General features: G+C 56.8%; 19 protein-coding genes, 2 tRNA genes and 3 rRNA genes. 17 read left to right on the top strand and 7 right to left on the bottom strand.

The window, feature by feature from the left end:
- Positions 1 to 96: 96 nt before the first annotated feature.
- Positions 97 to 513, bottom strand: coding sequence for a DUF4124 domain-containing protein (locus tag AB4O01_RS15535; RefSeq protein ID WP_093434944.1), 417 nt, complete (start codon positions 511 to 513; stop codon positions 97 to 99).
- 399 nt (positions 514 to 912) lie between these two features.
- On the opposite strand from AB4O01_RS15535, the gene AB4O01_RS15530 reads away from it, so the two are divergent.
- The 14 genes from AB4O01_RS15530 to AB4O01_RS15465 all read left to right on the top strand — a co-directional run bounded on the left by AB4O01_RS15530 (position 913) and on the right by AB4O01_RS15465 (position 16,311).
- Positions 913 to 2,637, top strand: coding sequence for an acetolactate synthase 3 large subunit (locus AB4O01_RS15530; protein ID WP_093434972.1), 1,725 nt, complete (start codon positions 913 to 915; stop codon positions 2,635 to 2,637).
- A 2-nt stretch (positions 2,638 to 2,639) separates the two neighbouring features.
- Positions 2,640 to 3,131 (top strand): acetolactate synthase small subunit, encoded by a 492-nt coding sequence (gene ilvN / locus AB4O01_RS15525; RefSeq protein ID WP_003176102.1) that lies wholly within the window; start codon positions 2,640 to 2,642, stop codon positions 3,129 to 3,131.
- A gap of 48 nt (positions 3,132 to 3,179) precedes the next feature.
- Complete coding sequence (gene ilvC, locus AB4O01_RS15520; protein ID WP_007909969.1) at positions 3,180 to 4,196, top strand: ketol-acid reductoisomerase; 1,017 nt, start codon at positions 3,180 to 3,182, stop codon at positions 4,194 to 4,196.
- A gap of 149 nt (positions 4,197 to 4,345) precedes the next feature.
- On the top strand, positions 4,346 to 5,203 hold the full coding sequence (gene pssA, locus AB4O01_RS15515) for a CDP-diacylglycerol--serine O-phosphatidyltransferase (RefSeq protein ID WP_016983477.1): 858 nt from the start codon (positions 4,346 to 4,348) through the stop codon (positions 5,201 to 5,203).
- Positions 5,204 to 5,266: 63 nt separating this feature from the next.
- The gene (msrP, locus tag AB4O01_RS15510) at positions 5,267 to 6,280 is read left to right on the top strand and encodes a protein-methionine-sulfoxide reductase catalytic subunit MsrP (RefSeq protein WP_186625168.1); all 1,014 of its coding nucleotides are present in this window, start codon (positions 5,267 to 5,269) and stop codon (positions 6,278 to 6,280) included.
- Positions 6,280 to 6,903 carry a protein-methionine-sulfoxide reductase heme-binding subunit MsrQ gene (gene msrQ, locus AB4O01_RS15505; protein ID WP_093434948.1) on the top strand — a complete coding sequence of 208 codons (624 nt, stop codon included), beginning with the start codon at positions 6,280 to 6,282 and terminating at the stop codon, positions 6,901 to 6,903. Before msrP ends, msrQ begins: the two co-directional genes overlap by 1 nt.
- Before the next feature lie 484 nt (positions 6,904 to 7,387).
- Positions 7,388 to 8,924 (top strand): 16S ribosomal RNA (locus AB4O01_RS15500).
- 81 nt (positions 8,925 to 9,005) lie between these two features.
- Positions 9,006 to 9,082: transfer RNA gene (locus AB4O01_RS15495), tRNA-Ile, on the top strand.
- A 30-nt stretch (positions 9,083 to 9,112) separates the two neighbouring features.
- Positions 9,113 to 9,188: transfer RNA gene (locus tag AB4O01_RS15490), tRNA-Ala, on the top strand.
- Positions 9,189 to 9,434: 246 nt separating this feature from the next.
- A 23S ribosomal RNA gene (locus AB4O01_RS15485) occupies positions 9,435 to 12,328 on the top strand.
- Between the two features lie 152 nt (positions 12,329 to 12,480).
- Positions 12,481 to 12,596 (top strand): 5S ribosomal RNA (gene rrf / locus AB4O01_RS15480).
- The 16S, 23S and 5S rRNA genes sit together here with 2 tRNA genes alongside, the layout of an rRNA operon.
- Positions 12,597 to 12,745: 149 nt before the next feature.
- A complete protein-coding gene (locus tag AB4O01_RS15475) occupies positions 12,746 to 13,405 on the top strand; it encodes a paraquat-inducible protein A (protein ID WP_093441556.1) in 660 nt (219 codons plus the stop codon).
- A complete protein-coding gene (locus AB4O01_RS15470) occupies positions 13,392 to 14,015 on the top strand; it encodes a paraquat-inducible protein A (RefSeq protein WP_093441551.1) in 624 nt (207 codons plus the stop codon). The genes AB4O01_RS15475 and AB4O01_RS15470 overlap by 14 nt, the downstream gene beginning before the upstream one ends.
- Positions 14,008 to 16,311 (top strand): PqiB family protein, encoded by a 2,304-nt coding sequence (locus AB4O01_RS15465; protein ID WP_257356124.1) that lies wholly within the window; start codon positions 14,008 to 14,010, stop codon positions 16,309 to 16,311. Before AB4O01_RS15470 ends, AB4O01_RS15465 begins: the two co-directional genes overlap by 8 nt.
- Positions 16,312 to 16,515: 204 nt before the next feature.
- Here AB4O01_RS15465 and mksF read toward each other — a convergent pair whose 3' ends face one another.
- From mksF to mksB, 3 genes are read right to left on the bottom strand one after another with little or no spacing between them, the layout of a single operon-like run.
- On the bottom strand, positions 16,516 to 19,356 hold the full coding sequence (gene mksF / locus AB4O01_RS15460; protein ID WP_093441541.1) for an Mks condensin complex protein MksF: 2,841 nt from the start codon (positions 19,354 to 19,356) through the stop codon (positions 16,516 to 16,518).
- Positions 19,353 to 20,054, bottom strand: coding sequence for an Mks condensin complex protein MksE (gene mksE, locus AB4O01_RS15455; protein WP_007912968.1), 702 nt, complete (start codon positions 20,052 to 20,054; stop codon positions 19,353 to 19,355). Before mksE ends, mksF begins: the two co-directional genes overlap by 4 nt.
- Positions 20,044 to 21,321 (bottom strand): Mks condensin complex protein MksB, encoded by a 1,278-nt coding sequence (gene mksB / locus AB4O01_RS15450; RefSeq protein WP_007912967.1) that lies wholly within the window; start codon positions 21,319 to 21,321, stop codon positions 20,044 to 20,046. Before mksB ends, mksE begins: the two co-directional genes overlap by 11 nt.
- A gap of 244 nt (positions 21,322 to 21,565) precedes the next feature.
- Between mksB and AB4O01_RS15445 the strand changes: the two genes are divergently transcribed.
- Both AB4O01_RS15445 and rimI read left to right on the top strand, forming a co-directional pair.
- Positions 21,566 to 22,312 (top strand): energy transducer TonB, encoded by a 747-nt coding sequence (locus tag AB4O01_RS15445; RefSeq protein WP_460092275.1) that lies wholly within the window; start codon positions 21,566 to 21,568, stop codon positions 22,310 to 22,312.
- The gene (gene rimI / locus AB4O01_RS15440) at positions 22,305 to 22,757 is read left to right on the top strand and encodes a ribosomal protein S18-alanine N-acetyltransferase (RefSeq protein ID WP_007912963.1); all 453 of its coding nucleotides are present in this window, start codon (positions 22,305 to 22,307) and stop codon (positions 22,755 to 22,757) included. The genes AB4O01_RS15445 and rimI overlap by 8 nt, the downstream gene beginning before the upstream one ends.
- 143 nt (positions 22,758 to 22,900) lie before the next feature.
- Here the strand turns inward: rimI and AB4O01_RS15435 are convergent, their stop codons facing one another.
- Positions 22,901 to 23,305, bottom strand: coding sequence for a serine kinase/phosphatase (locus AB4O01_RS15435; protein WP_460088993.1), 405 nt, complete (start codon positions 23,303 to 23,305; stop codon positions 22,901 to 22,903).
- A 141-nt stretch (positions 23,306 to 23,446) separates the two neighbouring features.
- Between AB4O01_RS15435 and can the strand changes: the two genes are divergently transcribed.
- Positions 23,447 to 24,091, top strand: coding sequence for a carbonate dehydratase (can, locus tag AB4O01_RS15430; protein WP_007912954.1), 645 nt, complete (start codon positions 23,447 to 23,449; stop codon positions 24,089 to 24,091).
- Positions 24,092 to 24,099: 8 nt separating this feature from the next.
- Here can and AB4O01_RS15425 read toward each other — a convergent pair whose 3' ends face one another.
- Positions 24,100 to 24,624, bottom strand: a complete 525-nt coding sequence (locus tag AB4O01_RS15425) for an SET domain-containing protein-lysine N-methyltransferase (RefSeq protein ID WP_093441532.1) — start codon at positions 24,622 to 24,624, stop codon at positions 24,100 to 24,102.
- 180 nt (positions 24,625 to 24,804) lie between these two features.
- Positions 24,805 to 25,977 carry a hypothetical protein gene (locus AB4O01_RS15420; protein ID WP_093441527.1) on the bottom strand — a complete coding sequence of 391 codons (1,173 nt, stop codon included), beginning with the start codon at positions 25,975 to 25,977 and terminating at the stop codon, positions 24,805 to 24,807.
- Between the last annotated feature and the right edge of the window lie 55 nt (positions 25,978 to 26,032).

Here is a 26,032-nt window from a genome sequence, read left to right as displayed (position 1 = left end):
TGTGTAGGAACTGCCGAAGGCTGCGATCTATTGATCTTTAAAGTCAAAAGATCGCAGCCTCGTTTCACTCGACAGCTCCTACAGTCCTGCAGATGGCTATTGGCAATTCTCGGCTATCTGTTTCTGAGCCTCGACAATGCGTTCCTGACGCTGCGCATCATCCAGCCGTCGCATCTGTCCCTCCACTTCTTCCCTCAAACGCGGATTGTTCTGCAATTGCGCAAGGTTTGTGCGTGCCTGCTCGCAAAACTGCTTGAGCTGCGCCTGTTGGTCGGCCACCTGTTTCTTCACTTTGTTGTCGATAGTCTTCTGGTCACCGAGTACACCGCTGCCCGGCATTGCCGCCGGTGTGGTCGGAGGCGAGGAGGGCGTCTGCATTGTCGTCGATGGCTGACCCGGTGGCGGCTGCGCATCGAAGTGCGTGACACCCTGGGCATCGACCCATTTGTAGATTTGAGCGGCCATGCACCATGGGCTGAGGCCGATCAGCAGAGTAAGGAGGAGCGTTCGCATGCTGATTCCTTGGCAAAAATGCGCAATTGACACTAACAGAGTAGCGGTTTTCAGGTTTTTTCTTGCGTTCTCATGTGCTTACCCACAATTAACCACATAGACGGCTTGACTTGGAGAGGGCGAAACAGAAGAATCCAAAGTCCGCTGTAGAGGGACTGCCAGAAGCAGACCCACTCGGTAGATCATGAGGCGCACATCCGCGCCGACCTGTTACACCCGCAACGCGTTACCTCGCGCTGGGTGGGAAAGGCCCGCAACACTTGGGACGATCCCAATACTTGCTCAGTCAGTGCTGACGTAGTCGGCGACCACCGTCGCTCATGCTCTGCCGAGAAGTAAACCTATTAAGACCCGCCCCTTTTTTGTGGACGGTATTCTGGCGTTTTAGAGGTGAACAACGTGGAGCTTTTATCTGGCGGTGAGATGCTCGTCCGCTTTTTGCGTGACGAAGGCGTCAAATATATCTACGGGTACCCGGGTGGTGCTCTCCTGCATGTTTACGATGCCCTGTTCAAAGAACCGGAAGTGACTCACATCCTGGTTCGTCACGAACAAGCGGCAACCCATATGGCTGACGGTTATGCCCGTGCCACCGGTAAAGCCGGCGTGGTATTGGTGACGTCCGGTCCTGGCGCCACAAACGCCATCACCGGTATCGCGACCGCCTATATGGACTCGATTCCAATGGTGATCATTTCCGGTCAGGTGCCAAGCACCATGGTCGGCACCGACGCGTTCCAGGAAACCGACATGATCGGTATCTCCCGGCCGATCGTGAAGCACAGCTTCATGATCAAGCACGCCTCGGAAATCCCGGAAGTCATGAAGAAGGCGTTCTACCTGGCGCAATCCGGTCGTCCGGGCCCGGTCGTGGTCGATATCCCGAAAGACATGACCAACCCGGCCGAGAAGTTCGAATACATCTTCCCGAAGAAAGCCAAGCTGCGTTCCTACAGCCCGGCCGTTCGTGGTCACTCCGGGCAAATCCGCAAGGCAGCAGAAATGCTTCTGGCGGCCAAGCGTCCGGTCATGTACTCCGGTGGCGGCGTCATTCTCGGCAACGGTTCCGCACCGCTGACCGAACTGGCGAAAATGCTCAACCTGCCCGTGACCAACACGTTGATGGGCCTGGGTGGTTTCCCGGGGACTGATCGTCAGTTCATCGGCATGCTCGGCATGCACGGCAGTTACACCGCCAACCTGGCGATGCACCATGCTGACGTGATCCTGGCAGTGGGCGCGCGTTTCGACGATCGCGTGATCAACGGCGCGGCGAAGTTCTGTCCGAATGCCAAGATCATTCACATCGACATCGACCCGGCTTCGATTTCCAAGACCATCAAGGCCGACGTGCCAATCGTGGGTCCGGTGGAGAGCGTCCTGACCGAAATGGTCGCGATCCTCAAGGAAATCGGCGAGACCCCGAACAAGGAGTCTGTGGCCAGTTGGTGGAAGCAGGTGGATGAATGGCGCGGTGATCGCGGCCTGTTCCCTTATGAAAAGGGTGACGGCAGCCTGATCAAGCCGCAGACCGTGATCGAAACCCTCTGCGAAGTGACCAAAGGCGATGCCTTCATCACTTCCGACGTGGGTCAGCACCAGATGTTCGCTGCGCAGTACTACACGTTCAACAAGCCGAATCGCTGGATCAACTCCGGTGGTCTGGGCACCATGGGCTTCGGTTTCCCGGCGGCCATGGGCATCAAGTTGAGCTTCCCGGATGACGACGTTGCCTGCGTCACCGGCGAAGGCAGTATCCAGATGAACATCCAGGAACTGTCGACCTGCCTGCAATATGGCTTGCCAGTCAAAATCGTCATCCTGAACAACGGTGTTCTGGGGATGGTTCGTCAGTGGCAGGACATGAGCTACGGCAGCCGTCACTCGCACTCCTACATGGAATCGCTGCCTGACTTCGTCAAGTTGGCTGAAGCCTACGGCCACGTTGGCGTACGCATCACTGAATCGAAAGATTTGAAGTCGAAGATGGCAGAAGCGTTCGCCATGAAGGATCGCCTGGTCGTGATCGATATTTCGGTCGACACCAGCGAGCACGTCTACCCGATGCAGATCAAAGACGGCTCGATGCGCGATATGTGGCTGAGCAAGACGGAGCGTACTTAATCATGCGGCACATTATTTCCTTGCTTCTGGAAAACGAACCCGGCGCTTTGTCTCGCGTAGTCGGCCTGTTCTCGCAGCGCAACTACAACATCGAAAGCCTGACTGTGGCCCCGACCGAAGACCCGACCCTGTCGCGTCTGACGCTGACCACTGTGGGTCACGATGAAGTCATCGAGCAGATCACCAAAAACCTGAACAAGCTGATCGAAGTGGTCAAGCTGGTGGACCTCTCGGAAAGCGCTCACATCGAGCGCGAACTGATGCTGGTCAAGGTCAAGGCCACTGGCGCCCAGCGCGCCGAGATCAAACGCACCACCGATATTTACCGTGGACAGATCGTCGACGTCAGCGCCAGCGTGTATACCGTTCAATTGACCGGTACCAGCGACAAGCTCGACAGCTTCATTCAGTCCATCGGCACCGCATCGATTCTGGAAACCGTCCGTAGCGGCGTGACCGGCATTGCCCGCGGCGACAAAGTACTCAGCATCTAAACCAAATTAGCGAATGGCCTGAACGGCCTGGATATAAAGGGGAAATTCATGAAAGTTTTCTACGATAAAGACTGCGACCTGTCGATCATCCAGGGCAAGAAAGTTGCCATCATCGGTTACGGTTCCCAGGGCCACGCCCAAGCGTGCAACCTGAAAGACTCCGGTGTCGACGTTACCGTTGGTCTGCGTAAAGGTTCGGCCACTGTTGCCAAAGCTGAAGCTCACGGCCTGAAAGTGACCGACGTTGCTTCCGCTGTTGCTGCGGCCGACCTGGTCATGATCCTGACCCCGGACGAATTCCAGTCCTCGCTGTACAAAAACGAAATCGAGCCGAACATCAAGAAAGGCGCCACCCTGGCCTTCTCCCACGGCTTCGCGATCCACTACAACCAGGTTGTTCCGCGTGCCGACCTCGACGTGATCATGATCGCGCCGAAAGCTCCGGGTCACACCGTACGTTCCGAGTTCGTCAAGGGCGGCGGTATCCCTGACCTGATCGCTATCTACCAGGACGCCTCGGGCAACGCCAAAAACGTTGCGCTGTCCTACGCCGCTGGCGTTGGTGGCGGTCGTACCGGCATCATCGAAACCACCTTCAAGGACGAGACCGAAACCGACCTGTTCGGCGAACAAGCCGTTCTGTGTGGCGGTACCGTTGAACTGGTAAAAGCCGGTTTCGAAACCCTGGTTGAAGCTGGCTACGCGCCGGAAATGGCCTACTTCGAGTGCCTGCACGAACTGAAACTGATCGTTGACCTCATGTACGAAGGCGGTATCGCCAACATGAACTACTCGATCTCCAACAACGCTGAGTACGGCGAGTACGTGACCGGTCCGGAAGTGATCAACGCCGAATCCCGTCAGGCCATGCGCAACGCCCTGAAACGTATTCAGGACGGCGAATACGCCAAAATGTTCATCAGCGAAGGCGCAACCGGCTACCCTTCGATGACCGCAAAGCGTCGTAACAACGCCGCTCACGGTATCGAAGTCATCGGCGAGCAACTGCGCTCCATGATGCCGTGGATCGGTGCCAACAAGATCGTCGACAAAGCCAAAAACTAAGTCGTTGTCCCTTGTATGAAAAAACGCGGCCTCGGCCGCGTTTTTTCGTTTGAGGCGGTGGTTCTGGTATAAAGCTGCAGCGTTTGTGGCCGAACTGTCGTCCTCAAGCACCTGTCGAATTTTCTTCAAACCGTTGCAAGGTAATGTCCATGAGCGAACGTCCCGAAGAGCCGAACAAGGCTTCTGACGCCGAAAGCCTGTTGCCCATCGATGAGCACATCGAAGAAGGGCACGACGCAGAAGGTCGTAAAGTCCGGCATCGTGGTATCTATCTGCTGCCGAACCTGTTCACCACTGCGAACCTGTTCGCAGGGTTTTACTCCATCATCAACTCGATGAGCGCCCAGGCTGCGTTGAGTGCCGGTGATTCGGCGAACGCGAGCAAGTATTTTGCGTTCGCCGCGATCGCGATTTTCGTCGCCATGGTGCTCGACGGCCTCGACGGTCGTGTCGCGCGCATGACCAATACGCAAAGTGCCTTTGGCGCCGAGTACGACTCGCTGTCGGATATGGTCGCGTTCGGTGTTGCACCGGCGTTGCTGGCATTCGGTTGGGCGTTGGGCGACATGGGCAAGGTCGGCTGGATGGTTGCCTTCATCTATGTAGCAGGCGCGGCGTTGCGTCTGGCGCGTTTCAATACGCAGGTTGGCACGGCGGATAAACGTTATTTCATTGGTCTGGCCAGCCCGGCAGCGGCCGGTGTGGTGGCGGGGATTGTCTGGGCATTCAGTGATTACGGGATCCAGGGTTCGAAGATGTCGTTCCTGGTCGCGCTGATGGTCGCGGCTGCTGGGATGCTGATGGTCAGCAACATCAAGTACAACAGCTTTAAAGAGCTGGACTTGAAGGGGCGCGTACCGTTTGTGGCGATCCTTGCGGTGGTGCTGGTGTTCGCCGTGGTCTTCAGTGATCCGCCGCGCATTCTGTTGCTGGTGTTCCTCGCTTACGCGGCTTCCGGCCCGGTTCAGTACCTGTTGCATCTTCGTCGGCACAAAAAAGCCGAGTGATGTAATTTCCCGCATACTCCGCAGTCTATGGGTGCATCTGTCCTCCAAAGCTGCGGAGTTGCCATGTTGATCAAAGTCCCCAAAGCGTCCGACTGCTACGAGTCGGATGTCACGCCTGAGTCCATTTATCTCTCTCGCCGCCAATTGCTGGGGGCCACTGCTGCCGGTATCGCCGTCAGTAGCCTGCCGCGCTGGGCCAATGCCGACGATGCGGCGCGGTATGCCGATGTCGAGCCGGGCAAGGCACCTGCATGGTTCACCGAGAAGCTGCCTTCTACTAAATGGGGGGCGGTCAACGTCAAGGATGAGGCGATCACGCCTTATAAAGACGCCACTCACTACAACAACTTTTATGAGTTCGGTACCGACAAGGGCGACCCGGCGGCGAATGCGGGCTCGCTGAAAACCGAACCATGGAGTGTGGTGGTCGACGGGGAGGTGGGTAAGCCAGGGCGCTATGCGCTGGAAGACTTCATGAAGCCGTACCAATTGGAAGAGCGCATCTATCGCTTGCGCTGTGTCGAGGCGTGGTCGATGGTCATTCCGTGGATCGGTTTTCCAATCTCGGCGCTGCTCAAGCAGGTCGAACCAACGTCCAAGGCCAAATACATCCGTTTTGAAACCTTGCAGGATCCCAAGAGCATGCCTGGCCAGCGTTCAGGGTTTGCCCTGATCGATTGGCCTTATGTAGAAGGCTTGCGGTTGGATGAGGCGATGAATCCACTGGCGATTCTGGCGGTGGGTATGTATGGCCGCGAGTTACCGAATCAGAACGGTGCGCCTCTGCGCTTGGTGGTGCCATGGAAGTACGGCTTCAAGAGCGTTAAATCCATCGTCCGTATCAGCCTGGTCAGCGAGCAGCCGAAGACGACCTGGCAGAGTATCGCGGCAGATGAATACGGCTTCTATGCGAATGTGAACCCGACGGTTGATCACCCACGCTGGACCCAGGCGCGGGAGCGGCGATTGCCAAACAGTCTGTTCAAGCCAAATGTGCGGGATACGCAGATGTTCAACGGCTACTCGGATGAAGTCGCTTCTTTATACACAGGGCTCGATCTGCGGAAGAATTACTGATGCGATTCCCGTACTGGCGTATAGGCGTTTTCATTGCGGCGGCAGTCTGGCCGATGCTGTGGTTGTATCAGGCTCTCGGGGATTTGCTCGGGCCCGATCCTGGCAAAGTGCTGGTGGATCGGCTGGGCTTGGGGACGTTGGTGTTGTTGTTGATCACTCTGAGCATGACACCTATGCAGAAGCTCACCGGTTGGGCTGGGTGGATTGCAGTGCGCCGACAGCTGGGGCTCTGGTGTTTTGCCTATGTGGTTTTGCATCTGTGTAGTTATATGGCGTTTATTCTGGGTTTCGATTGGTCGCAGCTGACTGTCGAGTTGCGTAAGCGGCCCTACATAATAGTGGGGGCTTTGGGTTTTCTCGGATTGTTGGCGCTGGCGGTGACGTCAAATCGCTACAGTCAGCGTCGTTTGGGGTCGCGCTGGAAGAAGCTGCATCGTCTGGTCTATGTGATTCTTGGCCTGGGTTTGCTGCATATGCTGTGGATCGTGCGTGCTGATCTCGAGGAATGGGCGATCTATGCCTTTGTAGGCGCGGTGCTTCTGTTGCTGCGTATTCCGCCAGTGATGCGTCGGATCCCGCGTTTGCTGGCTAAAAAGCAGGTTTTGCAAGAAAAGCGAAATTAACGGTTGACGGCAGATTCAGGATGTCTATAATTCGCCCCACTTCCGGCGCAGTCGAAACGGAAAACTCCTTGAGATTCAATGAGTTATGCAGGTTTCGGCAGCAGGTCGCTTCAGTTCATCGAAGCCAGAAAGAAGTTGAAAAAGAGGTGTTGACAGCAGCGTGTAACGCTGTAGAATTCGCCTCCCGCTGACGAGAGATCGGAAGCGCAAGTGGTTGAAGTTGTTGAAGAATTCTTCGAAAACTTCTGAAAATAATCACTTGACAGCAAATGAGGCTGCTGTAGAATGCGCGCCTCGGTTGAGACGAAAGATCTTAGCCAACCGCTCTTTAACAACTGAATCAAGCAATTCGTGTGGGTGCTTGTGGAGTCAGACTGATAGTCAACAAGATTATCAGCATCACAAGTTACTCCGCGAGAAATCAAAGATGTAACCAACGATTGCTGAGCCAAGTTTAGGGTTTCTTAAAAACCCAAAGATGTTTGAACTGAAGAGTTTGATCATGGCTCAGATTGAACGCTGGCGGCAGGCCTAACACATGCAAGTCGAGCGGATGAGAGGAGCTTGCTCCTGGATTCAGCGGCGGACGGGTGAGTAATGCCTAGGAATCTGCCTGGTAGTGGGGGACAACGTTTCGAAAGGAACGCTAATACCGCATACGTCCTACGGGAGAAAGCAGGGGACCTTCGGGCCTTGCGCTATCAGATGAGCCTAGGTCGGATTAGCTAGTTGGTGAGGTAATGGCTCACCAAGGCGACGATCCGTAACTGGTCTGAGAGGATGATCAGTCACACTGGAACTGAGACACGGTCCAGACTCCTACGGGAGGCAGCAGTGGGGAATATTGGACAATGGGCGAAAGCCTGATCCAGCCATGCCGCGTGTGTGAAGAAGGTCTTCGGATTGTAAAGCACTTTAAGTTGGGAGGAAGGGCAGTAACTTAATACGTTGCTGTTTTGACGTTACCGACAGAATAAGCACCGGCTAACTCTGTGCCAGCAGCCGCGGTAATACAGAGGGTGCAAGCGTTAATCGGAATTACTGGGCGTAAAGCGCGCGTAGGTGGTTCGTTAAGTTGGATGTGAAATCCCCGGGCTCAACCTGGGAACTGCATTCAAAACTGTCGAGCTAGAGTATGGTAGAGGGTGGTGGAATTTCCTGTGTAGCGGTGAAATGCGTAGATATAGGAAGGAACACCAGTGGCGAAGGCGACCACCTGGACTGATACTGACACTGAGGTGCGAAAGCGTGGGGAGCAAACAGGATTAGATACCCTGGTAGTCCACGCCGTAAACGATGTCAACTAGCCGTTGGGAGCCTTGAGCTCTTAGTGGCGCAGCTAACGCATTAAGTTGACCGCCTGGGGAGTACGGCCGCAAGGTTAAAACTCAAATGAATTGACGGGGGCCCGCACAAGCGGTGGAGCATGTGGTTTAATTCGAAGCAACGCGAAGAACCTTACCAGGCCTTGACATCCAATGAACTTTCCAGAGATGGATTGGTGCCTTCGGGAACATTGAGACAGGTGCTGCATGGCTGTCGTCAGCTCGTGTCGTGAGATGTTGGGTTAAGTCCCGTAACGAGCGCAACCCTTGTCCTTAGTTACCAGCACGTTATGGTGGGCACTCTAAGGAGACTGCCGGTGACAAACCGGAGGAAGGTGGGGATGACGTCAAGTCATCATGGCCCTTACGGCCTGGGCTACACACGTGCTACAATGGTCGGTACAAAGGGTTGCCAAGCCGCGAGGTGGAGCTAATCCCATAAAACCGATCGTAGTCCGGATCGCAGTCTGCAACTCGACTGCGTGAAGTCGGAATCGCTAGTAATCGTGAATCAGAATGTCACGGTGAATACGTTCCCGGGCCTTGTACACACCGCCCGTCACACCATGGGAGTGGGTTGCACCAGAAGTAGCTAGTCTAACCTTCGGGAGGACGGTTACCACGGTGTGATTCATGACTGGGGTGAAGTCGTAACAAGGTAGCCGTAGGGGAACCTGCGGCTGGATCACCTCCTTAATCGACGACATCAGCTGCTCCATAAGTTCCCACACGAATTGCTTGATTCATTGAAGAAGACGAAAGAAGCAGCCCGAAATTGGGTCTGTAGCTCAGTTGGTTAGAGCGCACCCCTGATAAGGGTGAGGTCGGCAGTTCGAATCTGCCCAGACCCACCAATTTTGTGTGGGAAACGCCTGTAGAAATACGGGGCCATAGCTCAGCTGGGAGAGCGCCTGCCTTGCACGCAGGAGGTCAACGGTTCGATCCCGTTTGGCTCCACCACTACTGCTTCTCTTGTGTAAAGCTTAGAAATGAGCATTCCATCATGATGATGGTGAATGTTGATTTCTAGTCTTTGACTAGTTCGTTCTTTAAAAATTTGGGTATGTGATAGAAAGATAGACTGAACGTTACTTTCACTGGTAACGGATCAGGCTAAGGTAAAATTTGTGAGTTCTCTTAATTGAGAAATTCGAATTTTCGGCGAATGTCGTCTTCACAGTATAACCAGATTGCTTGGGGTTATATGGTCAAGTGAAGAAGCGCATACGGTGGATGCCTTGGCAGTCAGAGGCGATGAAAGACGTGGTAGCCTGCGAAAAGCTTCGGGGAGTCGGCAAACAGACTTTGATCCGGAGATGTCTGAATGGGGGAACCCAGCCATCATAAGATGGTTATCTTGTACTGAATACATAGGTGCAAGAGGCGAACCAGGGGAACTGAAACATCTAAGTACCCTGAGGAAAAGAAATCAACCGAGATTCCCTTAGTAGTGGCGAGCGAACGGGGACTAGCCCTTAAGTGGCTTTGAGATTAGCGGAACGCTCTGGAAAGTGCGGCCATAGTGGGTGATAGCCCTGTACGCGAAAATCTCTTAGTCATGAAATCGAGTAGGACGGAGCACGAGAAACTTTGTCTGAATATGGGGGGACCATCCTCCAAGGCTAAATACTACTGACTGACCGATAGTGAACTAGTACCGTGAGGGAAAGGCGAAAAGAACCCCGGAGAGGGGAGTGAAATAGATCCTGAAACCGTATGCGTACAAGCAGTGGGAGCAGACTTTGTTCTGTGACTGCGTACCTTTTGTATAATGGGTCAGCGACTTATTTTCAGTGGCGAGCTTAACCGAATAGGGGAGGCGTAGCGAAAGCGAGTCTTAATAGGGCGTCTAGTCGCTGGGAATAGACCCGAAACCGGGCGATCTATCCATGGGCAGGTTGAAGGTTGGGTAACACTAACTGGAGGACCGAACCGACTACCGTTGAAAAGTTAGCGGATGACCTGTGGATCGGAGTGAAAGGCTAATCAAGCTCGGAGATAGCTGGTTCTCCTCGAAAGCTATTTAGGTAGCGCCTCATGTATCACTGTAGGGGGTAGAGCACTGTTTCGGCTAGGGGGTCATCCCGACTTACCAAACCGATGCAAACTCCGAATACCTACAAGTGCCGAGCATGGGAGACACACGGCGGGTGCTAACGTCCGTCGTGAAAAGGGAAACAACCCAGACCGTCAGCTAAGGTCCCAAAGTTATGGTTAAGTGGGAAACGATGTGGGAAGGCTTAGACAGCTAGGAGGTTGGCTTAGAAGCAGCCACCCTTTAAAGAAAGCGTAATAGCTCACTAGTCGAGTCGGCCTGCGCGGAAGATGTAACGGGGCTCAAACCATACACCGAAGCTACGGGTATCATCTTCGGATGATGCGGTAGAGGAGCGTTCTGTAAGCCTGTGAAGGTGAGTTGAGAAGCTTGCTGGAGGTATCAGAAGTGCGAATGCTGACATGAGTAACGACAATGGGTGTGAAAAACACCCACGCCGAAAGACCAAGGTTTCCTGCGCAACGTTAATCGACGCAGGGTTAGTCGGTCCCTAAGGCGAGGCTGAAAAGCGTAGTCGATGGAAAACAGGTTAATATTCCTGTACTTCTGGTTATTGCGATGGAGGGACGGAGAAGGCTAGGCCAGCTTGGCGTTGGTTGTCCAAGTTTAAGGTGGTAGGCTGAGATCTTAGGTAAATCCGGGATCTTAAGGCCGAGAGCTGATGACGAGTGTTCTTTTAGAACACGAAGTGGTTGATGCCATGCTTCCAAGAAAAGCTTCTAAGCTTCAGGTAACCAGGAACCGTACCCCAAACCGACACAGGTGGTTGGGTAGAGAATACCAAGGCGCTTGAGAGAACTCGGGTGAAGGAACTAGGCAAAATGGCACCGTAACTTCGGGAGAAGGTGCGCCGGTGAGGGTGAAGGACTTGCTCCGTAAGCTCATGCCGGTCGAAGATACCAGGCCGCTGCGACTGTTTATTAAAAACACAGCACTCTGCAAACACGAAAGTGGACGTATAGGGTGTGACGCCTGCCCGGTGCCGGAAGGTTAATTGATGGGGTTAGCTAACGCGAAGCTCTTGATCGAAGCCCCGGTAAACGGCGGCCGTAACTATAACGGTCCTAAGGTAGCGAAATTCCTTGTCGGGTAAGTTCCGACCTGCACGAATGGCGTAACGATGGCGGCGCTGTCTCCACCCGAGACTCAGTGAAATTGAAATCGCTGTGAAGATGCAGTGTATCCGCGGCTAGACGGAAAGACCCCGTGAACCTTTACTATAGCTTTGCACTGGACTTTGAATTTGCTTGTGTAGGATAGGTGGGAGGCTTTGAAGCGTGGACGCCAGTTCGCGTGGAGCCATCCTTGAAATACCACCCTGGCAACTTTGAGGTTCTAACTCAGGTCCGTTATCCGGATCGAGGACAGTGTATGGTGGGTAGTTTGACTGGGGCGGTCTCCTCCTAAAGAGTAACGGAGGAGTACGAAGGTGCGCTCAGACCGGTCGGAAATCGGTCGTAGAGTATAAAGGCAAAAGCGCGCTTGACTGCGAGACAGACACGTCGAGCAGGTACGAAAGTAGGTCTTAGTGATCCGGTGGTTCTGTATGGAAGGGCCATCGCTCAACGGATAAAAGGTACTCCGGGGATAACAGGCTGATACCGCCCAAGAGTTCATATCGACGGCGGTGTTTGGCACCTCGATGTCGGCTCATCACATCCTGGGGCTGAAGCCGGTCCCAAGGGTATGGCTGTTCGCCATTTAAAGTGGTACGCGAGCTGGGTTTAGAACGTCGTGAGACAGTTCGGTCCCTATCTGCCGTGGACGTTTGAGATTTGAGAGGGGCTGCTCCTAGTACGAGAGGACCGGAGTGGACGAACCTCTGGTGTTCCGGTTGTCACGCCAGTGGCATTGCCGGGTAGCTATGTTCGGGAAAGATAACCGCTGAAAGCATCTAAGCGGGAAACTTGCCTCAAGATGAGATCTCACTGGAACCTTGAGTTCCCTGAAGGGCCGTCGAAGACTACGACGTTGATAGGTTGGGTGTGTAAGCGCTGTGAGGCGTTGAGCTAACCAATACTAATTGCCCGTGAGGCTTGACCATATAACACCCAAGCAATTTGCGTCGAAGAGACCAGATTGCGGTGTGTGAAGACGAAACGAACCGAAAGTTCGATGTTCACAAAACACCGAAAGCTGTCACATACCCAATTTGCTGAAGCGAGGCCATCTGGTCACGAGTCAGTACCCGAATTTCTTGACGACCATAGAGCGTTGGAACCACCTGATCCCATCCCGAACTCAGCAGTGAAACGATGCATCGCCGATGGTAGTGTGGGGTTTCCCCATGTGAGAGTAGGTCATCGTCAAGATTAAATTCCGAAACCCCAATTGCGAAAGCAGTTGGGGTTTTGTTTTGCCCGCAGGAAAGTTTTTTACTCGCGACAACGAACAAATTTGCACAGTTATTTTCGAATCAGAACACTAGAATAGCCCCACCTTATTCGGAGCCAGAGCCTTTATGTCAGAGTCGGTTGACGCCCCTGGGCTGTCAGATTTACCGCTGGAAGACTTGGTGGCCTGTCACGAGTGCGACCTGCTGATGCGTAAGCCAACGCTTGCCCATGGCGAGAAAGCGCTCTGCCCACGCTGCGGTTACGAGTTGTACGCCCATCGCCATAACGTGGTGCAGCGCAGCCTCGCCCTGGTGATTGCAGCATTATTGCTGTACATCCCGGCAAACTTTTTACCGATCATGCAACTCAATATCCTCGGACAGTCTTCGCAGGATACGGTCTGGAGCGGCGTGCTTGGCTTGTTCAACACCGACATGCAGGGTGTTTCCATTGTCGTATTCCTGTGCAGCATGGCCATACCGCTGCTCAAGTTGCTGTGCCAGTTATTCGTATTGCTGACGATCCGTTTCGATATCGGCCGCAGTTACGGCTTGTTGCTCTATCGCATTTACCACCACCTCAAAGACTGGGGAATGCTCGAGGTCTACCTCATGGGCGTACTGGTGGCGATCGTCAAACTGGCTGATATGGCAGCGATCACCGTTGGTCTTGGCCTGGTATGTTTCATTGGTTTGTTGTTGGTACAGGTATGGCTGGAGGTGGTGATGTCACCGCATCAGATCTGGCAGGCGTTATCAGGAGAGGACGCTCATGCGGGCGATTGATGCGGGCATTCTGGTGTGTACCGAATGCCACGAATTGAACAAGCAAGAAGCCGACACCGACGAGCAAACCTGCACCCGTTGCGGTGCACTGGTTCATGCCCGGCGTCCAAACAGCCTCACCCGCACCTGGGCACTGCTGATCACGGCAGCGATCATCTATATTCCGGCCAACGTCTTACCAATCATGACTGTCAGTTCTTTGGGTCAGGGTGATCCGAGCACTATCATGTCCGGCGTGATCCAGTTGGTGCAGCACGGCATGATTCCGATTGCTGCGGTGGTGTTTATCGCCAGTATTCTGGTGCCGACCTTCAAACTGGTGGGCATCGCGCTGCTGCTGTTTTCGGTGCAACGACGTCAACCGTTGTCCGCCCGTCAGCGCATCTGGATGTACCGTTTTATCGAGTTTATTGGCCGCTGGTCGATGCTCGATATTTTTGTGATCGCCATTCTCGTGGCGGTCGTCAACTTCGGCCGGCTTGCCAGTGTCGAAGCCAATCTTGGCGCCATCGCTTTCGCCAGTGTGGTGATTCTGACGATGCTCGCCGCAGTAACTTTCGATCCCCGACTGATTTGGGATAACACGGAGTCGGACGACGACCATGACTGATTTGCCCGTAGCGAAAACCCGACCGGCCTCGAACTGGTCTGCCATTTGGGTACTGCCTCTGATCGCGCTGATCATCGGCGGCTGGCTCGGCTGGCGTGCCTATTCCGAGACTGGGATCGAAATTCAGATCCGCTTCGAGAGTGGCGAAGGCATCCAGGCCAACAAGACCGAGGTCATGTACAAAGGCATGTCGGTCGGGAAGGTCAAGGCGCTCAAACTCGACGACGAAGGCAACTCCAAAGGCGTGATCGCCACCGTCGAGATGAACAAAGACGTCGAGCAATACCTCAAGACCAGCACGCGTTTCTGGCTGGTCAAGCCAAGCGTGACCCTGGCCGGCATCACCGGTCTGGAAACCCTGGTCTCCGGTAACTACGTGGCCATCAGCCCTGGCGAAGGCGAACCTGTGCGCAAGTTCAAGGCGCTGGCCGAAGAGCCGCCGCTGTCGGATGCCAAACCCGGCCTGCATCTGACCATCAAGGCCGATCGTCTCGGTTCGCTGAACCGTGGCAGTCCGGTGTTCTACAAACAGATCAAGGTTGGCCAGATCAAAAGCTATGTGCTTTCGGAAGATCAAAGCACCGTTGAGCTCAAAGTCTTCATTGAGCCGACCTACGCCAAACTGGTGCGCAAACATACGCGTTTCTGGAACGCCAGCGGCATCAGCATCGACGCCAACCTGTCCGGCGTGAAAGTGCGCAGCGAATCGCTGGCCAGCATCGTCGCCGGTGGTATCGCCTTCGCCACGCCGGAGAACCGCAAGGACAGCCCGCCGACCGATCCGAGCCTGCCGTTCCGTCTCTACGAAGATTTCGATGCTGCTGCGGCCGGGATCCGGGTGAAGGTCAAACTCAGCGACTTCGAAGGCCTGCAGGCTGGCCGCACGCCGGTGATGTACAAAGGCATTCAGGTCGGCAACCTGAAAGCATTGAAGATCGACCCGGATCTGAACAGCGCCACTGCCGAGCTGACTCTTGATCCGTTGGCCGAAGACTATCTGGTCGATGGCACCCAGTTCTGGGTGGTCAAACCGTCGATTTCTCTGGCCGGTATCACCGGGCTGGAAGCGCTGGTGAAAGGTAACTACATCGCCGTGCGCCCGGGTGACAAGGGCGCTGCGCCGAAACGCGAGTTCGAGGCTCGGCCGAAGGCGCCGCCGCTGGATCTGCGTTCGCCGGGGCTGCACCTGGTGTTGTTCACCGATGTCCTTGGCTCCATCGATGTTGGCAGTCCGATTCTGTACAAGCAGGTCAAGGTCGGTTCGGTGCAGAGCTACCAGTTTTCCAAGACTCGCAAGCAACTGGTCATCGGTGTTCACATCGAGAAGGAATACGAAAACCTGGTCAATGCGTCGACGCGCTTCTGGAATGTCAGCGGCATCACGCTGACCGGCGGACTGACCGGCGGCATTCAAGTGAAGAGCGAATCGCTGCAGACCCTGATGGCCGGTGGCATCGCTTTTGAAACACCGCAGGCCAAGGCGCCGTTGCAGAAGCGTATTCCACGTTTCCGCCTGTTCGCCAACCATGATGAGGCGAATCAGAAAGGCGCGGTGGTGACGATCAAAGTCGAACGCGCTGATGGTCTGCGCAGTGGCACCCCGGTGCGCTTCAAGGGACTGGATGTCGGCAAGATTGAAAGCGTCGATCTGACCGATGATCTGCAATCGGTGATCCTCACGGCGCGGATTACCGAAGTGCCGGAGAAGATCGCCCGGGTCGGCAGCCAATTCTGGGTGGTCAAACCTGAGCTGGGCCTGATCAAGACAGAAAATCTGGAAACCCTGGTGACCGGAAAATACGTGGAAGTGCAACCGGCGGCGAAGAATCTGGGGCCGCAGAAGAACTTCGTGGCCCTGGCCAATGCGCCAGAAGTGACCAAGCAAGAGGCGGGTCTGAGTCTGGTCTTGAGCGCGGCCCGTCGTGGTTCGCTGAAACCGGGTGTGCCAGTGACTTACCGTGAAATTACCGTGGGCAAAGTCACCGGTTATGAACTGGGCCAGACCGCTGATCGAGTGTTGGTGCACATTCTGATCGAGCCGAAATACGCACCGTTGGTGCGCAGCGGTAGCCGTTTCTGGAACACCAGTGGTGTCGGGTTTGATATCGGTTTGTTCAATGGGCTGACAGTGCGCACCGAGTCGCTGGAGACGGCGATTCAGGGTGGCATCGCCTTCGCCACGCCGGACGGTGAGCGCATGGGCAATCCGGCGCGCCCTGAGCAGACGTTCCCGTTGTTCGACAAGTTTGAGGATGAGTGGCTGACGTGGGCGCCGAAGATTTCCCTCGGTAAGTAACCCGAAGTTGATGTGGCGTCTATTAAGACGCCTTCGCGAGCAAGTCGAATCGTCGCACCGTCGCTCCCACATTTGGAATGCGTTTCATGTGGGAGCGAGCTTGCTCGCGAAGAGGCCCTTTAATTCAACACAAACCCCAAACCATAAAAAAGGGCCGCGATCCCAGCAGATCGCGGCCCTTTTTTTGCCTTCAGTTAATGCCGATCAAACCGCATCCAGCTCCGGTTCATCCGCTTCAACATTCAGCGTTGCCTTGACCACATCATGGCGACGGATGTACTTCCAGTCCGCCTCATCGATGTAGATGCCCGCCGGGCCGCTGCCGCCTTCCAGGTCGATCGCGACACTGGCGCAGACCTGCGGCTTCACACTCGCCAGAATCGGCACGAAACCCAGTTGCAGACTGGTTTCCAGCAGCGCAGCCTGGTTCTTCTCGTCGATATCCGCTGCTTCATCAAGGTAGTACGGCAGACGTACGCGACCGGCCTGATCGCGGTCCATCAAGTGCAGCAACAAGTACATGTTGGTCAGCGCTTTGATGGTCATGGTCGTGCCGTTGGACGCCGCGCCATCGATGTCGGTGTGGATCACTGGCTGGCCGTTGACCTTGGTGATCTCGAAGGCCAGTTCGAACAAGTCCTTGAGGCCGAGCTGGTTGTGGTTTGCCGCCACCAGCCGTGCCAGGTATTCCTTGGCCTCTTCGTTCTTGTTGTCCTGCTCGGCGCTTTGGCTCAGATCGAACACCGACAGGGTTTCGCCTTCTTCGTACTGACCGGCGCTGTGGATGATCTGGTCGATGTGCTTGAGCGCTTCCTTGTTCGGCGCAAGGACGATGCGGAAGCTCTGCAGGTTGGACACCTGACGCTTGTTGATCTCGCGGTTGAACAGCGCCAGTTGATGCTCGAGGCTGTCGTAGTCGCTGCGAATGTTGCGCAAGGTCCGGGCGATGTCGGTGACCGCCGCACGACGGGCCTTGCCCAGGGTCAGCGCCTCATCGGTACGGTGCGCGTAAGCGTTGATCAGCAGCGACAGGCGGCGCTCCATGTCGTCTTCGCTGTCGAACTTGGCCACGCCTTTCAGACGTACTTGCGCATACAGCGCTTCGATCTGGCCATCGGCGCGAAGCAAGCCTTGCCAGCTGTCCTGATAGTCGTTGAGCAGCGGCAACAGGTTGTCCATCGAATCATCGACCGGATCCATGAACGGCGTACCGAACGGCAGATCCGCCGGTAGCAGCTGACGACGGCGCAGCGCATCGTCGAGGGTGCGTTGCTTGGCTTCCATGTCAGCGATCTGGCGGCCGACCAGTTGCAGCTTGGCCGACAGTTGCTGGACGCGCTCGGTGAACGCATCGCTGGAACGCTTGAGTTCGTCCTGCGCGCCTTCCATCTGCGCCAGTTGCTCGAGCTTGTCGCCTTCCTCGGCACTCAGAGTCTGGGTGCGGCGGAAATCTTCCAGCGCCTTCTGCGCGTCCAGCACTTGCTGGTACAGCGCTTCGGTCTGGGTTTTGCTCGCGGCGCGGTCGGCGGCTACAGCCTGTTGAGTCTTGAGTTGCTTGAGCTCTTTTTCCAGACGCTCTTTCTGATCGCGCAGCGCGGCACGGTCAGCCAAGGCTTGTAGCGCCGGCGGCTCGATGTGCGAGATGTCGATCGACAGACCAGGCACTTCAAAACGCTCGCCCTTGAAGCCGTCGAGAATCAGCTCAACCGATTTGACCCACTCGCCATCGTCGTCGAGGGTAATGCCGTGTTCGCCCAGCGGCAGACTGAACAGCGCGCTGTTGAACAGGCGCATCAAACGCTCGACGTCCTGCTGCGAGAACTCTTCGCGCAGGCGGGCGTAGCTGTTGTTGTCGGCGTGATCGAGTTGCTGTTTCACCGACTTCAGGCGTTTTTCCAGATCGCGTACGCGCTCTTCCAGATCTTCAGCGCTGAACTGACGGGATTGCGCCAAGGCACCGGCCAATTCGTCATGCGCGTCTTTGGCCGCGAGCAATTGTTGCTCGAGCACTTTGACGTCATCGACCAGCGCGAAGCGGTTCTTCAGCACCGACAGCTCGCCGAGCCAGCGCTGGATGCCGGAAATCTCCCGCTCCAGACGCATCAACTCCTGAGTGCCGCCGCGCTGATCGTTTTGCAGGCTGTCCTGCTCGCCACGGTAGTGGTCAGCCTGAATGGTCAGTTCTTCTTTGCGCGCACTGGCGTAGTCCGACCAAGTGCCGAGCAACGAATCGAGCAGCGGCGACAGGCGATGCAGTTTGCCGCGCAGCACGTCGCGCTGTTTCACGCCGTTGGCCAAGGCCTCAACCAGCGGGCCGGCGGCGACCAGCGAGTTGTAGTCCTGTTCCATCCGGCGCACGTCGCGGAAGGCTTCTTCGCACGCAGCGATGTAATCGACACTGCCGGAACGCAGGCTGTGCTCGAAGGCGTCGAGGAACAACTGCTTCAACTTGGCCGCGGTGATTTCGCGCATGTGCAGCAGGTTGATGAACAGCGCGCGGAAGGTCTTCAGGCTCTGCTCGCTGGTGGAGCGCAGCGGGATCAGCGTCAGGTCGAGCGGGATCGAGGTGTGACCGCCAACCAGCAACCGACGCAGTTCGTCCGGCTTGAGTTCGTAGGCTTTCAGGCCTTCTTTCTCAAGGTTGCTGAACAGCTCTTTCTGGCGCAGGCAGGTGTCGTTCTTCTGGTAATGCGCCAGATCGAGCTTGCCGGCATAGGCAAAGAACTGGTGACCGAAACCACCGCCCGGGCCGCGACCGACCACGCCGATCACGTGCGGGCCGTGCGGCAGGTTCACTTCGACAAGGATGTAGCTGGTGTCGGAAGCGAAGTAGAAGCGCCGCGATTGTTCGAGGCTGTACTTGCCGAAACTCATGTCCGACATGCGCGCCAGAATCGGGAATTGCAGGGCGTTGATCGACGCCGATTTACCGAGGTTGTTCGCGCCGTAAACCGACAACGGTTCTTCCAGCGGGAACAGGCCGAGGCTGTAACCGGCGGTGTTCAAAAGGGCAAAGCGGCGGATGCCGTAGCGTTCCTGGCTCATGCGTCGGACTCCTGTTCTTCGGCAATGGCGCGGGCCAGTGCGTCTTCTTCGCTTTCCTCTTCAAACTCTGAAAGATCGAGCGGATCGTCGGTTTCGAGGAATTTGGCTTCCGCCGCTTCGTCGATCAGCACCGGTGCCGGCAGCGGCAATACGCTGTGCACGCTGGCCGCCAGATCGCGGTCCTGCTGTACCGACAGGCACACGTCGAGGAAACGGTGCATTGGCGGCAGGAAGCGATAAACGCCGTTTTCTTCGCTGGCAAAACCGAGTTGAGTCATGCGGCGCATGATCTTTTCTTCGAGCTCTTCAACGGTCTGCACCTCGGCCTGAATGAACAGGTCGCGGTACTTCTCCAGCAGCGATGGCAGTTCTTCACGGCCGAGGCTGCCGCCATCGAGCACGGCGATCGGATCGCGGCCCTGATCGGCCAGGTGCTCAACGAGGATAAAGGTGAACAGCGCCAGACGCTGCGCAGTCTTGTTTACCGCCGCAGCGGCCATGTCCGGCACAAAGTAGTAGAAACCACGGGTGTCGCAGACCAGTTCAAAACCCAGCGCCTTGAACAGCGTGCGGTACTGATCCTGGAAGTTCGACAGTTGCGCGTACAGCTCCGGATCGCGGCGGCTGACGTGGTAACCCTTGAACAGCTCGCGGAAGATCGGCGCGAGTTGCGACAGTTCGGAAAGATCAAGATGCATTGGGGATGCTCGCAGAATTCTCGGCGGCGCTGTCGCTGGCCGAGAGCAGGGCGAAGGAGCGCAGGCTGACCTGGTGCTCGTGAGTGTGGTATTCGCGGCGTTCCAGACGCTCGCGCTTGAAGCGTTTTTCCCGCGACAGGCGCGAGAACCAGTAGAGCAATTCGTCAGTGGCGCCGTCCGGCTCCTGCTCGAGCAGCCAGGTCATCAGATCCGGCATCGGCAAGGCTTCTTCGCAGCGGTCGACCATCTCGCGGACGGTGCGGGGCGCGCGTGGTGCTTCGCCTTTCTGGGTCTTGTGCGCCTTGGGGAAGCGCGCCGGTTTCGGCTCGAAACGCGCCAACGCATAGACGTAGGCTTCGACCTGACTGGCGCTGCCGAGGAAGGTGCTTTGCGGGCGGGTGAACAGCGGCATCGCGGCTTGCGGCACGGCGTCGATGCCTTTACGGCGAATCGCTGCCAGGGCTAACGCGGCACCACGGGTAACGGCGTTGTGCCGGCGCGCTTCTTCACGCAGCGGCAGCAGCAGTTCGCGGGCGTGACGCAACGTCAGTTGGGCGCTGGTCTGCATCTCGAGGATGCGTGCGTGGGTGCGCAGCAGCATGTCGTCATCGACCAGATGGCCGAGGCGCTGCTGTTCGCTGAGCATTTTCAGCAACACGGTTTCGACTTTGCGCACGCCTTGTTCGAAGGCGCCATCGGCGTTCACCAGGTCGATCATCGGCTCGACGTATTCGTCCCACGTCGCCAGTACTTCGGCGTAACGCTGACGCAATGGAATCTGCCGATCGCTGGTCTTCGCGCGCTCGGCGACGGCGACCAGGGCCTGTTCGTCGTTGTCGAGCTTCTTCAGTACGTCGCGCACGCGCATGTCGAGCAGGCGCAACTGGCGGGCGAGATCGTGGCCGTCGCGAACCTCGAACGCGTCCTGGATATACCCGGCCAGACGTTCGAGGTGGCGCAGATAGGCTTCGATTTCCAGGCACAGGCCCAGTCGGTGCTCGCGACGCAGATAAGCGAGGAAATCATGGATCTGTGCGTTCAGCTCGAAACGGTTCGGGCTTTTCGCCACCGGAATCAGGATATCGAGGCGAATCCACACGTCGAGCAGGCTGGTGATGTCCTGCGGCGTGCTGTCCAGTTGTTGGGCGGCCAGTTGCGAGCGCAGTTCGTTGAGGCTCAATGTGCCTTGGTCGAAGTGCTCACACAGTGGCTCAAGCAGTGCCCAGTGTTCAGCGAGGGCGCGCAAGACGCGCTTGGGTTCGATCATCGGAATGCCCGGCTGGTTGGCAATGAAAAGCGGCGATTGTACTGCATCACGAAGGATGCGATTCACTCTCGGGACGGGCTGTCGCATTCTTTGTATAAAGAGCGTGGGTAAAGCGCCTCGTGAAAGAGTATCGATCTACAACGGGCGATCTTGAACGAAGGGCGGTAGAATCAGCGCACTTCAGTTATCCACAAGTGGCCGACCCTTGCTAATCGAGTCCCGCCGCCGCGCCTATTTGAACGCCATGCAGGTGGTCAACTGGCTGCCGCGCACCGAATTGCCCTTCGCCGCACCGTCGCGGCCCGAGCTGCTGGACATGTCCGAGCCCGAGGTAGAGGCGCCGGTCGTGCTTGCTCCGCAGGCCGAAGCCCCGGCAGCACCGGCTGCGCGTCCGAGTGAGCGGCCGAAGATCGAGGTGCCGCGTCCTTCGCTGGCCAGCACACGAACCAACGCCAAACCGGTAGAAGAGGCCGACGACACGCCAGTCGTCGCCAAACCGGCACCGGTGCCACCACCGCGTTTCGCCCTGCAATTACTGCGCGCCGGGCGATGCCTGCTGCTGGTCGAGTTACCCACAGGCGAACCGTTCCAGAGCCGTGATCCCGCCTATTTGCTGCTGAAAGACATGCTGCGCGCCGCCGGTCTGCCGGATGCGCCGCAAATCGTCGGTGAGCCGGTGCGCTGGCCGTGGCTCAATCGCGGCACCATGGATCAAGGCCCGGAGGCGGCGCGTGATTTCGTTCAGGGTTTCCTTTCCGTGCAAATGGAAGCCGCACCCTGCGCCTGTCTGTGGCTGATCGGCCTTCCGGCGGTGCGTTTTGCCGGTGAAGCGGATGCCGAAGCGTTCAATCGTGAATTGCAGATCGAAGGTCTGGGCTCGGCCTGGGCCATTCCCGGTCTGGAATTGTTAATGGAAGAGCCACAGCGCAAGGCCGCTGTGTGGCAAGCCATGCGTCGGCTGATGGCGCGCTGGAAAGAACCGAATGAGTGACGCTGTATCGTTCCGCCCGATGACCGAGGCGGATCTGGAAACCGTGCTGAAAATCGAGTACGCCGCGTACAGCCATCCGTGGACCCGGGGGATTTTTCTCGACGGCCTGGGTAAATACCAGATATGGCTGATGTTCGAAGGTGAGCAACAGGTTGGCCACGGGGTGGTGCAGATCATTCTGGATGAGGCGCATCTGCTCAACATTACCGTCAAACCGGAAAATCAGGGGCGCGGGCTGGGGCTGACGTTGCTCGAGCATCTGATGTCGCGGGCCTATGCGGCTTCGGCGCGGGAATGTTTTCTGGAAGTGCGTGACAGCAATACGGGCGCGTTCAAGTTGTATGAACGTTATGGCTTCAACGAGATTGGCCGGCGTCGGGATTATTATCCGGCGGTGGGTGGGCGTGAAGATGCCGTGGTCATGGCCTGCACCCTGGTTGACTGATCCTGCTTAAAAGCTTCGTCGGAACGCCGCCCGGAGCAAGCTCGCTCCCACAGTGGATTTGATTCGCACACAAATTCTGTGATCAAACCAAAAACCTGTGGGAGCGAGCCTGCTCGCGAAAGCGTCCCGTCAGGCACTGATGATCAACGGTTGCCATCCAGCGGATCGCGCCGCGCCAGTTCCGCCTCATCCAGCCCGTTGCCTCCGCCAATGTCATCTTCATCGACGATGCTCAAGTCCCAATCGGCCTGATTGCCTTCCCCGGCCTCTTCGGCGTCCCGCGCGCCATCTTCATGGATCAGCGTTTCCGGGCTCAGGTCATCGTCAGTCGGCTCATGATCACTGACCGAAGCCCCGGTCATGCCCGCCTCTCGTACACGCTCACGGGGCATCAACTGTTCACGTTCACGCTCGGTGATTTCATCACCGATTTTCGCGCTAGGCTCGTCTTCATCGAAATCCAGCTCATGCACCGAACCCATGCGGTCTTCGTTATCATCGATGGGCTCCGGTTGCACCGCATCGTAAGGGCGTCGTGAATCAGTCATGGCAAATCCTCATACTGTGGGCCTTACTAAGGTGGACTCACCGGACACACGAGAATTCCCATGAAATCACTTGCGATTCTGGCGTGACCCCGACGGGCGGTCGTCTGTCAAAGCAGCGCATCTTTCTTGAGGCCTTACAGCATGCACGACTTACAAGACCTGATTGATAACAACGAGCGTTGGGCTGACGCGATCACCAAGGAAGACCCGGATTTCTTCGCCAAGCTGGCGCGCCAGCAAACGCCGGAATATCTGTGGATCGGCTGTTCCGACGCACGTGTGCCGGCTAACGAGATCGTCGGCATGCTGCCGGGTGATCTGTTTGTGCACCGCAACGTCGCCAACGTGGTGCTGCACACCGACCTCAATTGCCTGTCGGTGATCCAGTACGCGGTCGACGTGCTCAAGGTTAAACACATTCTCGTCACCGGCCACTACGGCTGCGGCGGTGTACGCGCCTCGATGCAGGACCGTCAGTTCGGTCTGATCGACGGCTGGCTGCGTTCGATCCGCGATCTGTACTACGAAAAACGCGAGGAGCTGGCCAAGTTACCGACCGAAGAAGAGCAGGTTGATCGCATGTGCGAACTCAACGTGATCCAGCAAGTGGCTAACGTCGCCCACACCAGCATCATCCAGAACGCCTGGCATCGCGGGCAGAGCCTGTCGATCCACGGTTGCATCTACGGCATCAAGGACGGTCGCTGGAAAAGCCTGAACACCACCATCAGTGGTTTCGAGCAATTGCCGCCGCAATACCGTTTGCGTCCGGTTGGCGCGTTGTAAACGGCCTTTCAGCGCAAACCCGAGTGCCGCCAGCGCTGTAAAAAGTGCTGGCCCTCGATGCTGGGCGGTTCGTCGTAACCGGTGATCCACCCTCGACAGCGTTTGGCTCCGCAGCCGCAGGCAAACTGATGCAGCAGTTTGTCTTCGGTGGCGGCGTAGTCCATGGTCAGCCGCTCCCCCCTGTGGATATCTTTCAACGCCCACAACCACAGCTCGCTCATGTCGAGAAACACATTGGGGTCGCAGGCGTGTTCGATCAAACCGCAAAAGCGCGGATCGTAAATGTGGATGCCCGTCAGCATCTGTCGGGTCTGTCGGCAGCGATAGGGCAGAAGTTGCCCTGACACCCGGCACATCCGATGGCTTTGCAGAAACTCACGCCGCGCCGCGACCCCCATAGGGCTGGCGTGCGCATCGTGGATGATTTCGAAATCGGTACTGGCGGGAAATCCCAGTCGCACGGGAAGACCGGCGAAGGGATAAATGCCCTCTGTGTCGCGTGGCGACGATTGCGCCATGGCGTGGATATTCATAACAGTCCTTGCCGCAAAGGTTTTGCGACTTCCTGGGGTTGACGTCCTGTCAGTGCTGCAACACTTCTGTTTGGATCCAATCTTGTCGTATTAGGTATAGCTGGTCTACTGTCAGATCTGACAGGCGAGTTAGACGCTTTCCCGCGTCAGCATTGGCTGACACGGGAGCGCTTCAAGCGATTACAGGTGCGGGGCGGGAACGGCGGTGGCAGGCAGCGGTGCCTGCAACTGCTTCAGTTGTGCCTTGATCGGAGTGGTCGCGCACTTGGCGACAGCCTGTTCCGGGGTCAGGTTGCGGATCGAGGTGTAGAACAACTCGCAGGTTTTGACTTTCTGCGTGACCTGCCACGTCTGCGTGCAACTGTTGAGCGTGGCCTGTGCATCGCTGCCTGGTTTGCTGCCCATACCCGCCTGCCAGCAGGCCGCGCTCAAATCCTGACCCATGACTTTCAGGCCCGCAGCATCAGCCTTGGCCTGTGCGTCGTCGCCGGTGTAGCTTTTCGGGTCAGCGGCGTACCAGATATAACTCGGGTGGTTGGAACCCAGCACCGGCACTTTCACGCCTTCGCTCGGGCTGATCGTCGCCAGGCCCAAGACATTCACGGTTGGCCCGTATTGCTGCTTGATCCAGTTACGCACCGGCGCGCCGAACGCGACCATCGGCAGCGTCGTGCCGCTGGCGGTCTGGCTGAACTGTTTGACCAGCGTGGTCTGGTAGTCCTTGAAGTAGTCATACACGCCTTCCAGATCACTGCCAGCATTGGACGGCGCAGCGATCGGGGCGATATCGATGATGGTTTGATAGGCCGGCGTCTGCTCGGCAGGAATGCCATTGTCAGTCAGCAGCGTCGCCCAACGATCGGTGGTGTTCGAACGCAAATAGTCCTGCGCTTGGGTCAGCGAGTAATCCGGCGGGAAGTGCAGCAACTCGACACTTTTACGGTTTTCCAAAGCCATGCCCAGCGGCAGGAACAGGTACCAGCTGTAGGCCCATTTACCGTCGGCGTTGAGTTTGCTGGCGCCGGTGTAGGCCAGATCTCCCGCGTCCAACAGCGCCGACAGCGGTTTGTCGTAATCCTTTGGCACGCCGGTGATCTCGGCGTAGAGCTGGCCGTTATCGGTTTTTACCAACACCTTGGCATCGGCATAACCATCGCGTTGCACGCTCTGGCTCAGGTAATGGGCGACGGTCTGTTCCAGCGTCCAGTTGCGGAAGCAGATTACGCTGCAATTGTTGGGGTAAGCGAACAGGCGGGTAACGCGTTCGGTGCTGCCCAGTTTCAGATCGACATCGGCGTGGGCGGCCGCGCTCAGCGTCAGCGCGGCAAGTGTGAGTCCTGCGAGTTTGAACATGCTCAGATCCTTTTCAGCGTGGGTTCCCCGCGTGTCGGGGGCGCCTCATAGTGGA

Source organism: Pseudomonas sp. S2_E02 (genome assembly GCF_054668355.1).
The sequence above is the reverse complement of the archived record's forward strand: the minus strand, read 5'-3'. Positions and strand labels throughout refer to the sequence as shown.

Excerpts from the sequence above, each read along its gene's own strand:
- AB4O01_RS15535 (WP_093434944.1), bottom strand. The coding sequence starts at position 513 with ATGCGAACGCTCCTCCTTACTCTGCTGATCGGCCTCAGCCCATGGTGC.
- ilvN (WP_003176102.1), top strand. The coding sequence starts at position 2,640 with ATGCGGCACATTATTTCCTTGCTTCTGGAAAACGAACCCGGCGCTTTG.
- ilvC (WP_007909969.1), top strand. The coding sequence starts at position 3,180 with ATGAAAGTTTTCTACGATAAAGACTGCGACCTGTCGATCATCCAGGGC.
- pssA (WP_016983477.1), top strand. The coding sequence starts at position 4,346 with ATGAGCGAACGTCCCGAAGAGCCGAACAAGGCTTCTGACGCCGAAAGC.
- msrP (WP_186625168.1), top strand. The coding sequence starts at position 5,267 with ATGTTGATCAAAGTCCCCAAAGCGTCCGACTGCTACGAGTCGGATGTC.
- msrQ (WP_093434948.1), top strand. The coding sequence starts at position 6,280 with ATGCGATTCCCGTACTGGCGTATAGGCGTTTTCATTGCGGCGGCAGTC.
- AB4O01_RS15475 (WP_093441556.1), top strand. The coding sequence starts at position 12,746 with ATGTCAGAGTCGGTTGACGCCCCTGGGCTGTCAGATTTACCGCTGGAA.
- AB4O01_RS15470 (WP_093441551.1), top strand. The coding sequence starts at position 13,392 with ATGCGGGCGATTGATGCGGGCATTCTGGTGTGTACCGAATGCCACGAA.
- AB4O01_RS15465 (WP_257356124.1), top strand. The coding sequence starts at position 14,008 with ATGACTGATTTGCCCGTAGCGAAAACCCGACCGGCCTCGAACTGGTCT.
- mksF (WP_093441541.1), bottom strand. The coding sequence starts at position 19,356 with ATGAGCCAGGAACGCTACGGCATCCGCCGCTTTGCCCTTTTGAACACC.
- mksE (WP_007912968.1), bottom strand. The coding sequence starts at position 20,054 with ATGCATCTTGATCTTTCCGAACTGTCGCAACTCGCGCCGATCTTCCGC.
- mksB (WP_007912967.1), bottom strand. The coding sequence starts at position 21,321 with ATGATCGAACCCAAGCGCGTCTTGCGCGCCCTCGCTGAACACTGGGCA.
- AB4O01_RS15445 (WP_460092275.1), top strand. The coding sequence starts at position 21,566 with ATGCAGGTGGTCAACTGGCTGCCGCGCACCGAATTGCCCTTCGCCGCA.
- rimI (WP_007912963.1), top strand. The coding sequence starts at position 22,305 with ATGAGTGACGCTGTATCGTTCCGCCCGATGACCGAGGCGGATCTGGAA.
- AB4O01_RS15435 (WP_460088993.1), bottom strand. The coding sequence starts at position 23,305 with ATGACTGATTCACGACGCCCTTACGATGCGGTGCAACCGGAGCCCATC.
- can (WP_007912954.1), top strand. The coding sequence starts at position 23,447 with ATGCACGACTTACAAGACCTGATTGATAACAACGAGCGTTGGGCTGAC.
- AB4O01_RS15425 (WP_093441532.1), bottom strand. The coding sequence starts at position 24,624 with ATGAATATCCACGCCATGGCGCAATCGTCGCCACGCGACACAGAGGGC.
- AB4O01_RS15420 (WP_093441527.1), bottom strand. The coding sequence starts at position 25,977 with ATGTTCAAACTCGCAGGACTCACACTTGCCGCGCTGACGCTGAGCGCG.